Annotated in this window: 9 protein-coding genes; 8 read left to right on the forward strand and 1 reads right to left on the reverse strand. The window is 57.1% G+C overall.

Translation table 11 applies throughout. From position 1 onward, the window contains the following. The first annotated feature begins 434 nt into the window (after positions 1 to 434). From ABLV17_RS01180 to ABLV17_RS01195, 4 genes are read left to right on the forward strand one after another with little or no spacing between them, the layout of a single operon-like run. Positions 435 to 2,042, forward strand: a complete 1,608-nt coding sequence (locus ABLV17_RS01180; RefSeq protein WP_047054263.1) for a BCCT family transporter — start codon at positions 435 to 437, stop codon at positions 2,040 to 2,042. A gap of 37 nt (positions 2,043 to 2,079) precedes the next feature. Beyond that, a complete protein-coding gene (yeaW, locus tag ABLV17_RS01185; RefSeq protein WP_308959120.1) occupies positions 2,080 to 3,204 on the forward strand; it encodes a carnitine monooxygenase, oxygenase subunit YeaW in 1,125 nt (374 codons plus the stop codon). Between the two features lie 18 nt (positions 3,205 to 3,222). Further along, positions 3,223 to 4,671 carry an NAD-dependent succinate-semialdehyde dehydrogenase gene (locus tag ABLV17_RS01190; protein WP_348854054.1) on the forward strand — a complete coding sequence of 483 codons (1,449 nt, stop codon included), beginning with the start codon at positions 3,223 to 3,225 and terminating at the stop codon, positions 4,669 to 4,671. Positions 4,672 to 4,728: 57 nt separating this feature from the next. After that, entirely contained in the window at positions 4,729 to 5,694 is a 966-nt protein-coding gene (locus ABLV17_RS01195; protein WP_308959022.1) for a PDR/VanB family oxidoreductase, read from the forward strand. Between the two features lie 37 nt (positions 5,695 to 5,731). On the opposite strand, the gene ptsP is transcribed toward ABLV17_RS01195, so the two are convergent. Then, positions 5,732 to 8,233 carry a phosphoenolpyruvate--protein phosphotransferase gene (ptsP, locus tag ABLV17_RS01200; protein WP_308959023.1) on the reverse strand — a complete coding sequence of 834 codons (2,502 nt, stop codon included), beginning with the start codon at positions 8,231 to 8,233 and terminating at the stop codon, positions 5,732 to 5,734. A gap of 309 nt (positions 8,234 to 8,542) precedes the next feature. Between ptsP and ABLV17_RS01205 the strand changes: the two genes are divergently transcribed. From ABLV17_RS01205 to ABLV17_RS01220, 4 genes are all read left to right on the forward strand, one after another. Next, entirely contained in the window at positions 8,543 to 9,619 is a 1,077-nt protein-coding gene (locus ABLV17_RS01205) for a PTS fructose transporter subunit EIIC (protein ID WP_087858057.1), read from the forward strand. 20 nt (positions 9,620 to 9,639) lie between these two features. Next, the gene (locus tag ABLV17_RS01210) at positions 9,640 to 9,960 is read left to right on the forward strand and encodes a PTS fructose-like transporter subunit IIB (protein WP_087858058.1); all 321 of its coding nucleotides are present in this window, start codon (positions 9,640 to 9,642) and stop codon (positions 9,958 to 9,960) included. A gap of 211 nt (positions 9,961 to 10,171) precedes the next feature. Continuing rightward, positions 10,172 to 12,469 carry a formate C-acetyltransferase gene (locus tag ABLV17_RS01215; protein ID WP_308959024.1) on the forward strand — a complete coding sequence of 766 codons (2,298 nt, stop codon included), beginning with the start codon at positions 10,172 to 10,174 and terminating at the stop codon, positions 12,467 to 12,469. Then, positions 12,435 to 13,310, forward strand: coding sequence for a [formate-C-acetyltransferase]-activating enzyme (locus ABLV17_RS01220; RefSeq protein WP_213317045.1), 876 nt, complete (start codon positions 12,435 to 12,437; stop codon positions 13,308 to 13,310). The genes ABLV17_RS01215 and ABLV17_RS01220 overlap by 35 nt, the downstream gene beginning before the upstream one ends. Positions 13,311 to 13,316 lie beyond the last annotated feature (6 nt).

Raw genomic sequence — 13,316 nt, forward strand, 5'->3', positions numbered from 1 at the left:
GCGGGCTGCCCCGGCCTTCCGGGAACGTCTCAGCGATTTTGAGGCCACCAACACCAGCAGTTTCAGCCAGCGTGGTGAATAAATAAAAGGCAGGTCGCTCGGACCGTAGCCCGGGTAAGGCGTAGCCGCTACCCGGGAAAACTCGCGCCAACTCCTCTCTCTCCTCTGCATGCAGAATCCCCCACGATTGACAAGTGAACCGCATCACAGCGGCGAACTTTATTCATTCCCGGAAGGAAAGAACCTGCGCCAATTCACCTTTTATTATTTCCGTTCCGTGTTTTATTGCTTCACGAATCGGCCAATTGTTTAATTCATGTAACGAAGAAATAATCCAATTGTTAATAGCATTTTGCTACGAACCCTGACCCTACAGCGTGATAACAACGACAGGCTAAAGCCACCGACGGGCAACCGTGCCCAGGAGATCACTCATGTTGAGCAACGTAAAGAAAAAAGATGTGCCGCTGATTGTCATCAGTCTCGCGGCCATTGTTTTCATCGCCGCTACATTAAGTCTCTTCCCCCAGCAAACCGCGCAGGCGGCTAATTCGATTTTTAACGGCGTTACCCGCCTGCTGGGTTCCGCGGTACAAGTGCTGGTGCTGTTGGCGCTGGGACTGGTGTTGTATCTGGCCACCAGCAAATACGGCAATATCCGGCTCGGCGAAGGCAAAGCCGAGTACAGCACTCTCTCATGGCTGTTTATGTTTATCTGCGCCGGGCTCGGCTCCTCTACGCTGTACTGGGGTGTTGCCGAGTGGGCTTATTACTACCAGACCCCTGGTCTGAATATTGCGCCGCATTCGGCAAAAGCGCTGGAATACAGCATCCCGTACTCTTTCTTCCACTGGGGCATTAGCGCGTGGGCGACCTACACCCTCGCCTCGCTGATCATGGCCTATCACTTCCACGTGCGGAAAAACAAAGGCCTCAGCCTCTCCGGGATCATTTCGGCGATCACCGGCGTCAATCCACAGGGCTTCTGGGGTCGTCTGGTTGACCTGATGTTCCTGATAGCCACCGTCGGAGCGTTAACCATTTCGCTGGTGGTCACTGCCGCCACCTTCACCCGCGGCCTGTCAGCACTCACCGGACTGCCGGATAACTTCACAGTCCAGGCGTTTGTGATCCTGCTCTCCGGCGGTATTTTCTGCATGAGTTCGTGGATTGGCATCAACAACGGCCTTCAGCGTCTGAGCAAAATGGTCGGCTGGGGGGCGTTCCTGCTGCCGTTGGTGGTATTACTGGTTGGCCCGACCGAATTCATCACCAATAACATCATCAACGCCATCGGTCTGACGACCCAAAACTTCCTGCAGATGAGCCTGTTTACCGACCCGCTCGGCGACGGCGCCTTTACCCGCAACTGGACCGTCTTCTACTGGTTGTGGTGGATCTCCTATACCCCTGGCGTGGCGATGTTCGTCACCCGCGTCTCCCGCGGACGCAAAATCAAAGAGGTCATTTGGGGACTGATTCTCGGCAGCACCGCCGGCTGCTGGTTCTTCTTCGGAGTGATGGAAAGCTACGCCATGCATCAGTTCGTCAACGGCGTGATTAACGTGCCGCAGGTGATGCAGACCCTCGGCGGCGAAACCGCCGTCCAACAGGTGCTAATGTCGCTGCCGGCGGGCAAGCTGTTCCTCGCCGCCTATCTGTTCGTGATGATTGTTTTCCTCGCTTCGCATATGGATGCGGTGGCTTACACCATGGCGGCGACCAGTACCCGTAACCTGCGCGAAGGCGAAGATCCGGATCGCGGCATGCGCCTGTTCTGGTGCGTGGTGATAACCCTCATCCCGCTATCGATTCTGTTTACCGGCGCTTCGCTGGAAACCATGAAAACCACCGTGGTGCTAACCGCCTTACCGTTCCTTGCCATTTTACTGATCAAGACCGGCGGCTTCGTACGCTGGCTAAAACAGGACTACGCCCACGTGCCTGTGCATCAGATAGAAACCCATACGCCCGAGCCGATCGTTAAAGCCGAGACGCTGCCGGTTGGCGCGGTACTCAAAGGCGACGGCCAGTCGCTGTAAAAAACGCTTACTGACAATAATCACAAGGTGACCCTACATGAGCAATTTAAGCCCTGACTTTACCCTGCCGATTAACTTTTGCGCCAATCCGCAGGACGCCTGGACCATTCCGGCCCGTTTTTACACTGACAGCCAGGCGTTTGAGTACGAGAAAGAGCGTATCTTCGCCAATAGCTGGATTTGCGTCGCCCACGGCAGCGAAGTCGCCAGGCCGAACGATTACATTACCCGGGAGATCATCGGCGAAAATATCGTTATCGTCCGCGGGCGCGACAACATTCTGCGCGCCTTCTATAACGTCTGCCCGCACCGCGGCCACCAGTTGCTGAGCGGCGAAGGTAAAGCCAAAAACGTGATTACCTGCCCCTATCACGCCTGGGCCTTCAAGCTGGACGGCAATCTCGCCCACGCCCGCAACTGCGAAAACGTGGAGAATTTCGATAGCGATAAGGCTACGCTTGTGCCGGTTCGCCTTGAAGAGTATGCCGGCTTTGTGTTTATCAATATGAACCCACAAGCGGAGAGCGTGGAAACGCAGCTACCGGGGCTGCAGGACAAAGTGCTGGAAGCCTGCCCGGATGTGCATGAGCTGAAACTGGCGGCGCGCTTTACTACTCTTACCCCGGCGAACTGGAAAAATATCGTCGATAACTATCTGGAATGTTACCACTGCGGCCCGGCGCACCCGGGCTTCTCGGATTCCGTGCAGGTTGACCGTTACTGGCACACCATGCACGGCAAATGGACGCTGCAGTATGGCTTCGCCAAACCGTCCGAGCAGTCGTTTAAATTCGAAGAAGGCACCGACGCCGCGTTCCACGGTTTCTGGCTGTGGCCGTGCACCATGCTCAACGTCACGCCGATCAAGGGCATGATGACCGTCATTTATGAATTCCCGGTGGATGAAGAGACCACCCTGCAGAATTACGACATTTATTTCACCAACGAAGAGCTGACCGACGATCAGAAAGCGCTGATTGAGTGGTATCGCGACGTGTTCCGCCCGGAAGATTTACGTCTGGTCGAAAGCGTGCAAAAGGGGCTGAAGTCCCGCGGCTATCGCGGCCAGGGGCGCATTATGGCGGATAACAGCGGCAGCGGTATCTCCGAGCACGGGATCGCCCATTTCCATAATCTGGTCGCCCAGGTGTTCCAGCCGTAATCGTTGAAGGAGTTAGCCATGTCCGTATTTCACTCAAATCTGTTTCGCCAGCAGGCGCTGATTGCCGGAAGCTGGCGCGACGCTGCCGACGGTACGACCCTTGCCGTCAGCAACCCCTCCACCGGCGAGGCGCTCGGCCAGATCCCGAATATGGGACGGACGGAAGCGCAGCAGGCGGTGGATGCCGCCGCTGCCGCGCTGCCGGCATGGCGCGCGCTTACCGCCGCCCAGCGCGCAGCGTTATTGAAGAACTGGCACCGCCTGATCCTCGAAAACAAGACCGCGCTGGCGCAGATAATGACCGCCGAGCAGGGCAAGCCACTGGCGGAAGCGGAAGGCGAAATCGCCTATGCAGCCTCGTTTATCGAGTGGTTTGCCGAACAAGGGAAACGCGCCAACGGCGAGATAATCCCCTCCCCCGGCGCCGATAAACGCCTGATGGTGATCCGCCAGGGCGTGGGGGTCTGTGCGGCGATCACCCCGTGGAACTTCCCGGCGGCGATGATAACCCGTAAGGCCGGCCCGGCGCTGGCCGCGGGTTGTACGATGGTAATTAAGCCTGCCAACGAAACGCCGTTTACCGCGCTGGCGATGGCGGAACTGGCGAATCAGGCCGGGATCCCGCAGGGCGTGATTAACGTTGTCACCGGGCAGTCGCGTGAAATTGGCGCGGTGTTCACCGGCGATGAGCGGGTGCGAAAGCTCTCCTTTACCGGCTCGACCGAAGTTGGCCGCGTGCTGATGCGCCAGTGCGCTGAATCCATCAAAAAGCTCTCTTTAGAGCTCGGCGGTAACGCGCCGTTTATCGTCTTTGACGACGCCGATATCGATAAAGCCGTCGAGGGAGCGCTGATCGCCAAGTTCCGCAACGCCGGGCAAACCTGCGTTTGCGTCAACCGCTTCTATATTCATTGCGCCGTCTACGACCAATTCTGCGATAAGTTCGTCGCCCGCGTCGCCGCCCTGAAAGTCGGCGATGGCAGCGAGTCCGATGTACAGATTGGCCCGCTTATCAACGCCGACGCCGGACGCAAAGTCCAGTCCCTGCTCGACGATGCGCTCACCCGCGGCGCGACGCTGTTAACCGGCGGAAAAGCACATCCGCTGGGCGGTAATTTCTTCACCCCGACGGTTATCGGCAACGTACAGCCGGGGTCACTGCTGCTGCAGGAAGAGATTTTCGGCCCGGTGGCCGCGCTGGTGAAATTTGAGGATGAGCAAGAGGTCATTGAGCAGGCCAATAACACCATCTACGGCCTCGCCTCCTATTTCTACAGCAACGATGCCGCCCGTATCTGGCGCGTCTCCGAGCAGCTGGAATACGGCATGGTCGGCATCAATACCGGGCTGATTTCCAACGAAGTCGCGCCATTTGGCGGGGTGAAACAGTCGGGTCTTGGCCGCGAAGGCTCGGAACACGGAATCGAAGATTACCTGGAGATGAAGTATCTCTGCCAGGGGTTGTAAATATCCTCTCCCGGCGACGGCACTGGCCACGCCGGGATTTTTTGATGGAGTTCCGCGATGTCTGATTATCAAATGTTTGAGACGATCGTTCGCGATGTTGAACAGATCACCGCCCAGGTTAAGCGTTTTACGCTGGTGTCGCCGACCGGCGCCCCGCTGCCGGGATTCAGCGGCGGTAGCCATATTATCGTCCAGATGCAGGATGGCGAGCAGCGCTACAGCAATGCCTATTCGCTCATGAGCTCGCCGCTGGATACCACCAGTTGGCAGATTGCGGTGCGTCTTGAGTCGCCTTCCAAAGGCGGGTCGCGTTTTATGCATCAGCAGGTGCGACCGGGCGATACCCTGACGGTGTCCACCCCCAACAACCTGTTCGCCATCGAACCGCAGGCGCGAAAACATCTGCTGATCGCCGGCGGCATCGGCATCACGCCGTTTTTAGCGCATATTCCTGAACTGGAACAGCTGCAGGCCGACTGGCAACTGCACTACTGTTTCCACGACGCCGACAATAATGCTTTCGTCGATGCGCTCAGCGCAGCGCCGTGGCGCGACCGGGTCAATATTCACATATCAGCGCTCGGCAGCCGTCTCGATCTGTCGCGCCTGTTCGCCGACATCGAGCCCGGAACCCACGTCTATACCTGCGGCCCGGCTGCACTTAACGAGGCGGTGAAAGCCGCCGCCGAACGGTATCAGGTTCCCGCCAGCCAGCTGCACTTTGAGCAATTTATCCTTGAGGATAAAGGCGGAGAGGCATTTACGCTGGTGCTGGCGCGTTCCGGACGCGAATTTACCGTGCCGCAGGATATGACCATTTTGCAGGTGATTGAGAATAACAAAGCGGCGAAGGTGGAATGCCTGTGCCGCGAAGGGGTGTGCGGCACCTGCGAAACGATGATTCTGGAGGGCGAAGCCGACCACCGCGATCAGTACTACAGCGATGAAGAGAAAGCCAGCCAGCAGAGTATGCTGATCTGCTGCTCACGCGCTAAAGGCGGCCGGTTAGTGCTGGATTTATAGCTCGCTCTCCGGCCAGCGGCGCTGGCCGGAGAGACAATCACAATTCCAGCTCGCGGCGCAGCAGTTCGGCGATATCCTCGGGGCTTGCCGCATTTACCAGAGCGGTACGAAAACCCTCATGCATAATGCGCCGCGCCAACCGTGAGAAGATCCGCATATGCTGGTCACCCGCCGAGTGTTTGTTCAGCGTCAGCATAATGACAAATTGCGCTTCTTCATCGCCCCACATCACCGGTTGCGCCAGCCGCGCGACGCTGATGGTCGACTGCTCAATATGCTCGGATTTACTGTGCGGAATGGCGAAGCTAAAGCCCAGACCGGTGGAGAACACCGCCTCGCGGGCCCACAGGTCTGCCTCCAGCTTACGCGGATAGCGGCAACGCCCGGCCAGCAGCAGATTATCAGTCATCCCTTTCAGCACTTCTTCCTTGCTGCGCCAGTCGCTATTGAGCGTAATGCACTGGGTACTCACCAGCGGAACATCCTGCTGACGCATGCGGAACTGGGCCAGCAGATGCTCGACTTCCAGTGAGGTACGGCACTGCATCGCCTGATTCAGTAGCTGGCGGCAGGCGCGGCTATCCAGTTGCGCCAGGCGCGCCTTGGTCGCCGGGATTGCCGGCGCGCTCATACTCAATTCATCTAAACCGAGGCCAACCAGCAGCGGCAGTACCGATCCTTTCGCCCCCAACTCGCCGCACAGGCCAATCCATTTTCCCTGACGATGCACCGCCTGCACGGCATAGTCCAGCGCGCGCAGGAAGGCCGGGTTCAGGCTGTTGTAATGACGCGTCACTTTAGCGTTATCGCGATCGACCGCCAGCAGATACTGCGTTAAATCGTTGCTGCCGATGCTAAAGAAATCGACCTCTTCACAGCACTGATCGATGATAAACATCACCGACGGCACCTCCAGCATGATGCCGAGTGGGATCTTTTCATCAAACGGGATCTGTTCGGCGCGCAGCGACTGCTTGGCCTCCGCCAGCCGCTCTTTCACCCACAGAATCTCCTCCATTGATGAAATCATCGGGATCATAATTTTCAGCGAGCCGTGCGCCGAGGCGCGTAAAATGGCCCGCAGCTGAGTATGAAACAACGCTTGATACTCTTCATAGATGCGTACCGCGCGGTAGCCGAGGAACGGATTGTTTTCCGCCGGAATATTGAGATACGCCACCGGCTTATCGCCGCCGATATCCATGGTGCGCACGATAATACTGCGCCCGTTAGCGGGCTCAAGCGCCTGACAAAAGATGTTGTAGAGCTCATTTTCCGACGGCGCGCCGGGACGGTCCATATACAACATTTCGGTACGGAACAGCCCAACCGACTGCGCGCCGTTATTAAATGCCGCCACCGCTTCCACCGAATGCGCGATATTGGCGGCGATCTCTACGCGGATGCCGTCTTGCGTCTGCCCGGCTTTATCAAGCCATACCTGCTGCTGTTGCTGAATTTGCCCCTGTAGCCAGGACTCCTGCTGATAATAGCGCGCCACCGCTGGGCTGGGGTCCACCACCAGCAGCCCGGCATTACCGTCGATCTGTACCTGAGTATCGACCCACGGCAGCAGCGCCGGCAGGTCAACGCCCACCAACGTAGGAATATTGAACGAACGGGCCAGAATGACAGTATGTGAAGTTGTGCCGCCGCTGCGCAGCAGTAGCCCTTTCAACTGCGACTTATCCAGTTCCAGAAACTGGCTTGGGGTCAGTTCATCGGCAAGACAAATAGCCGCTTCCCGCAGTTGTCCCGGTGCCGGAAAGCGATCTTCACCATAGATATGCTGCAATAGCTGGAAGCAGACGTCGCGGACATCCAGCACTCGTTCCTGCAGATAGCTGTTGCCGGAATCGCGGAACTGGGCGCAGAAGTGGTCGCCGGTGGCGACAATAGCCTGTGCGCAGCTAAGGCCGGTGAGAATACCGCCAAGCAGGTGCTGGCGCAGCGAAGCATCGGTCGCCAGCGAACGGTGAGCTTGCAGAATCGCGCTGGCGGTGCCGTCATTGTCCAGTAACCGCAGATCGATATCCTGCACCAACAGACGCAAACCGTTATCCAGTGCCGCCTGTTCCTGTTCAAGGCTGGCGACCATCGGCAGTTCGCCAAGGTCGTGAAGATCGCGTGATTTGAGATGAACCAGCTTGCCGCCAGCACTGCCGGCGCACACCGGGCGCGCAGGGAACAGCGTTGGGTTCAGCCGCGACAGCGATTCCGGCACCGGCTGGACATCCAGCGTTTGCGCAGAGGGCAGCGGCGCATCGCAGTGCGGAAATTCATTTTCAATAAACGCGGTTAACGCGGCATACGCTTCGTCTTCATCCTCCCCGCTGATAATCAGCTGACAGGCGTCTCCTTTTAGGGTGTTGCTGCCGATAATCGCCAGCGCGCTTTTCGCATTCCCGCGACCGTCGCTCCGCAGATTCCGCCACTCAACCGCCGACGAAAAACGGTTACACAGCGTTTCGACCAGGCTTGCCGGGCGCGCATGCACGCCATTTGGCAAATCACATATGAATTCAATTACCAGTGCCATCGCCTTCCTCCTGAGCAATGCGTTATTTCAGCCAAAGGTAATGAAAGTAGTGACAATGAACTACGTGATAAAACTGGCAATTACTGGACTATTGTACACATACATCTTTTTTATGCTCGCCATCACAATTCATCAGTTCAGGCGTACGTAGCCCTAATAACAGCTAAGATTTGAGGTGGATCGCAATTCCTTTCTCACCTTACAAATATCCAGTAAATGCACTTTTTCTCTACTATTTTATACCCCGCCCTTTTTCTAATGTTGAGGCATCAATACTGTCACGGGCCACACAGCGCTCAGGAGCAAGCAATGAACGAACTGGTGCACATACTAAAAAATACCCGCCAGCATCTGATGACCGGCGTCTCACACATGATCCCCTTCGTCGTTTCCGGCGGGATCCTGCTGGCGGTGTCCGTCATGTTATATGGCAAAGGCGCGGTGCCCGATGCCGCCACCGACCCTAATCTGAAGAAGCTCTTTGATATCGGCGTCGCCGGGCTGACGCTGATGGTACCTTTCCTTGCCGCTTACATCGGCTACTCCATTTCTGACCGCGCCGCGCTGGCCCCCTGCGCCATTGGCGCCTGGGTCGGCAACGGCTTCGGCGCCGGCTTCTTCGGCGCGCTGATAGCCGGAATGATTGGCGGTCTGGTGGTCTATTACCTGAAAAAAATTCCCGTTCATAAAGTTCTACGCTCGGTGATGCCTATCTTCATTATTCCCATCATCGGCACCTTTATCACCGCCGGGATCATGATGTGGGGCCTCGGCGAACCGGTGGGCGCGCTGACCGCAAACCTGACCAGCTGGCTGCAGGGGATGCGCGAAGGCAGCATCGTGGTGCTGGCCATCATTATGGGCCTGATGCTGGCCTTTGATATGGGCGGCCCGGTTAACAAAGTGGCCTACGCCTTTATGTTGATTTGCGTCTCTCAGGGCGTCTACAGCGTCGTGGCAATCGCCGCGGTCGGCATCGCCGTACCGCCGCTGGGCATGGGGCTGGCGACGTTAATTGGTCGCCAATATTTTACCGCCGAAGAGCGTGAAACCGGCAAGGCCGCGCTGGTGATGGGCTGCGTCGGGGTGACCGAAGGCGCCATTCCTTTTGCCGCCGCCGACCCGCTGCGCGTTATTCCCGCCAACATGATTGGCGCCGCCTGCGGCTGCGTCACCGCCGCGCTGATGGGCGCGCAGTGCTATGCCGGCTGGGGCGGGCTTATCGTGCTGCCGGTGGTCCAGGGCAAACTCGCCTTTGTCACCGCACTCTTTGTCGGCGCCTGCGTCAGCGCGGCCTGCGTCATCGCCCTGAAAGCATTCACCAAAAAGCAACCGTCCGACGCCCAGGCCGACGATGAATTAGATCTTGATTTCGAAATTAACTAACAGACTGGAAGGAACACCTTATGACCCACATTATCGCCGTCACCGCCTGCCCATCGGGCGTCGCCCATACCTATATGGCCGCCGAGTCGCTGGAAAGCGCCGCTAAAGCCAAAGGCTGGCAGGTTAAGGTAGAAACCCAGGGTTCCATCGGCATTGAGAACGAACTCACGGCGGAGGATATCGCCGCTGCCGATATGGTCATTCTGACCAAAGATATCGGCATTAAGTTTGAAGAACGTTTTGCCGGGAAAACCATTGTGCGCGTCAATATCAGCGATGCGGTAAAACGCGCCGACGCCATCATGAACAAGATAGACAGCCACCTTTCCCAGAACGCCTGAAGCCCAAAAGAGGCGCTTACGCGCCTCTCAGACTGCTGACAAAGAAGGAAAAAGCGTGGTTTTTCCTTCTTTGTGGTTATCAGCCGAAAATCAATAAATTGATTTTCCTTGTTATTTGCCTGGTGCAATTTGCAAGCTCAATGATTGCATTAGGTTTGTCATTAATCTCAGAGGCGCTTACGCGCCTCTTCGCCACAACACGGAGTTTGTCATGACGAATCGTACGCAACGCCTGAAAACCAGCCTGTTCGCCCAGCCGCGCGAAATCTCCCTTGAACGCGCATTGCTTTATACCGCCAGCCATCGGCTGACGGAGGGCGAGCCGGTGATTATCCGCCGGGCGAAAGCCACGGCGTGGATCCTCGATAAGGTGGCCATTTCGATTCGTGATGATGAACTGATTGCCGGCAACCGCACCGTTAAACCACGTGCGGGAATTATATCGCCGGAGATGGATCCCTACTGGCTGCTCAACGAACTCGACACCTTCCCGACCCGCCCGCAGGACCGCTTCGCGATAAGCGAAGAAGATAAACGAATTTACCGCGAAACGCTGTTCCCTTACTGGGAAAAGCGCTCAATGAAAGATTTCATCAATGGTCAAATGACCGAGGAAGTAAAGGCTGCTATCAGCACGCAGATTTTCAGCGTTAACCAGACGGATAAAGGCCAGGGCCATATTATTATCGACTATCCGCGGCTGCTGAATCATGGCCTTGATGCGCTGATCGCCGAGCTAAATTCACACTGCGCCCGGCAGCCTGATAACCACTTTTATCAGGCGGTATTGATCTTACTTGAAGCCTCTCAGCGCCATATTTTGCGCTACGCCGCGCTGGCGGAAGAGATGGCCGCGAACTGCGCGAATGCCCAGCGTCAGCGGGAGCTGGCAACCATCGCCGCGACCTCACGCCATAACGCGCAGCATCGGCCAAAGGACTTTGCCCAGGCCTGCCAGCTGTTCTGGTATATGAACATTATTTTGCAGTATGAATCCAACGCCAGCTCGATTTCGCTCGGACGCTTTGACCAGTACATGCTGCCTTTTTATCAGGCGTCGCTGACTCAGGGTCAGGACCCCGATTATCTCAAGGAGCTGCTGGAGTCGCTGTGGGTGAAGTGTAACGATATCGTTCTGCTGCGATCTTCCAGCAGCGCGCGCTATTTCGCAGGTTTCCCTACCGGTTACACCGCCCTGCTTGGCGGACTGACGGAAACCGGGCGTAGCGCGGTGAACGTACTGTCCTTTCTTTCTCTCGATGCTTACCAGAATGTGCAGCTACCGCAGCCGAACCTGGGGGTGCGGGTCAATGAACTAATAGATCGCCCGTTCCTGCGCAAAACCGCTGAGACCATTCGCCTGGGCACCGGGATCCCGCAGATTTTCAACGATGAGGTGGTCGTCCCGGCCTTCCTCAACCGCGGCGTGTCGCTGGAAGATGCCCGCGATTACGCGGTGGTCGGCTGCGTGGAGCTCTCTATTCCGGGGCGTACCTACGGCCTGCACGATATCGCGATGTTTAATCTGCTGAAGGTGATGGAAATTGTGCTGCAGGAAAATGAGCAGCAGCCCGATGTCAGCTGGGACGGCCTCATCAGCCAAATCCGCGACAAAATCCGCCATTACATCAAGCTGATGGTTGAAGGCAGCAACATTTGCGATATCGGCCATCGCGACTGGGCTCCGGTGCCCCTGCTGTCATCCTTTATCGAAGATTGCGTGCAGCACGGCAAAGATATCACCGCAGGCGGCGCGCGCTATAACTTCTCCGGCGTTCAGGGTATCGGAATCGCTAACCTGAGCGATTCGCTGCACGCACTGAAGGGCATGGTCTTCGAGCAACAGCGCCTCAGTTTTGCCGAGCTGATGGCGGTGCTAAAAGCCAACTTCCGCACGCCGGAAGGAGAAAAAATCCGCGCCCGCTTGATCAACCGTTACGAGAAATACGGCAACGATATCGACGAAGTCGATAATATTAGCGCCGATCTGCTGCGTTTTTACTGTAAAGAGGTAGAACGGTATCTGAACCCTCGCGGCGGCCATTTTACCCCTGGCTCCTATACCGTCTCCGCGCATGTGCCGCTGGGCTCGGTCGTCGGCGCGACGCCGGACGGTCGACTGGCTGGCGAACAGCTGGCGGACGGCGGCCTGTCGCCAATGGTTGGACAGGATGCTCAGGGGCCGACGGCGGTGCTGAAATCGGTCAGCAAACTGGATAACTATCTGCTGTCGAACGGTACGTTGCTGAATGTCAAATTCACCCCGGCAACGCTTGCCGGAGATGGCGGCCTGAACAAACTGGCAGACTTTTTACAGGCCTTCTGCAAGCTCAAGCTGCAGCACATCCAGTTTAACGTGGTCAACGCCGACACCCTGCGTGAAGCGCAGCAGCGGCCGCAGGACTTCGCAGGCCTGGTGGTGCGCGTCGCGGGCTACAGCGCCTTCTTTGTTGAGCTGTCGAAGGAGATACAGGATGACATTATCCGCCGCACCGCGCATCAGCTGTGAGGTCATCGAAACGCGCGCCGATACGGCGCGCATTTTTAACCTTCAACGCTACTCGCTTAATGACGGACAAGGCATCCGCACGGTGGTATTTTTCAAAGGTTGCCCTCATACCTGCCCGTGGTGCGCCAATCCTGAATCGATCTCGCCAAAGATTGAAACCCTACGCCGGGAGAGTAAATGCCTGCGCTGCACGCGCTGCCTGCAGGATGTCGCTGAGTGTCCCTCCGGCGCATGGGAGCAGATAGGCCGGAATGTCACGCTCGATGCTCTGCTGCGCGAGGTGCTTAAGGACGAGGTCTTCTTCCGGGCATCCGGCGGCGGCGTCACCCTGTCAGGTGGCGAAGTACTGATGCAGGCCGGATTTGCTGCCAGTTTCCTCCAGCATCTGCGCCAGTGGGGGATCCACACCGCTATCGAAACCGCGGGCGACTGCGCCTTTAACCGTTTCCTCCCGGTGGCCGAAGCCTGTGACGAAATACTGTTTGATTTGAAAATCATGAATAGCGAGCGGGCCAATTCACTACTGCAGATGAATCAGCCGCGGGTACTGGACAACTTTCGTCAGTTGGCCAGCCGCAAAATGAATCTTATCCCGCGCGTGCCGCTGATCCCTGGCTACACGATGAACACGGAGAATTTTAAGCAGATCTTAAATTTCCTCGCGCCATTCAGTCTGACGGAGATTCACCTGTTGCCGTTTCATCAGTATGGCGAGGCGAAATACCGTCTGCTGGGTAAAAGCTGGCCGCTGGCCGGCGTCAACGCTCCCCAAGAGGCGGATATTCATCCTTATCAAGCGCTGGCTGAAGCTGCAGGATATCACGTCACTATCGGCGGTTAACGCCTG

Origin of the sequence: Klebsiella sp. CN_Kp091 (assembly GCF_040065095.1) — a bacterium.
Taxonomy (GTDB): Bacteria; Pseudomonadota; Gammaproteobacteria; order Enterobacterales; family Enterobacteriaceae; genus Klebsiella; species Klebsiella aerogenes.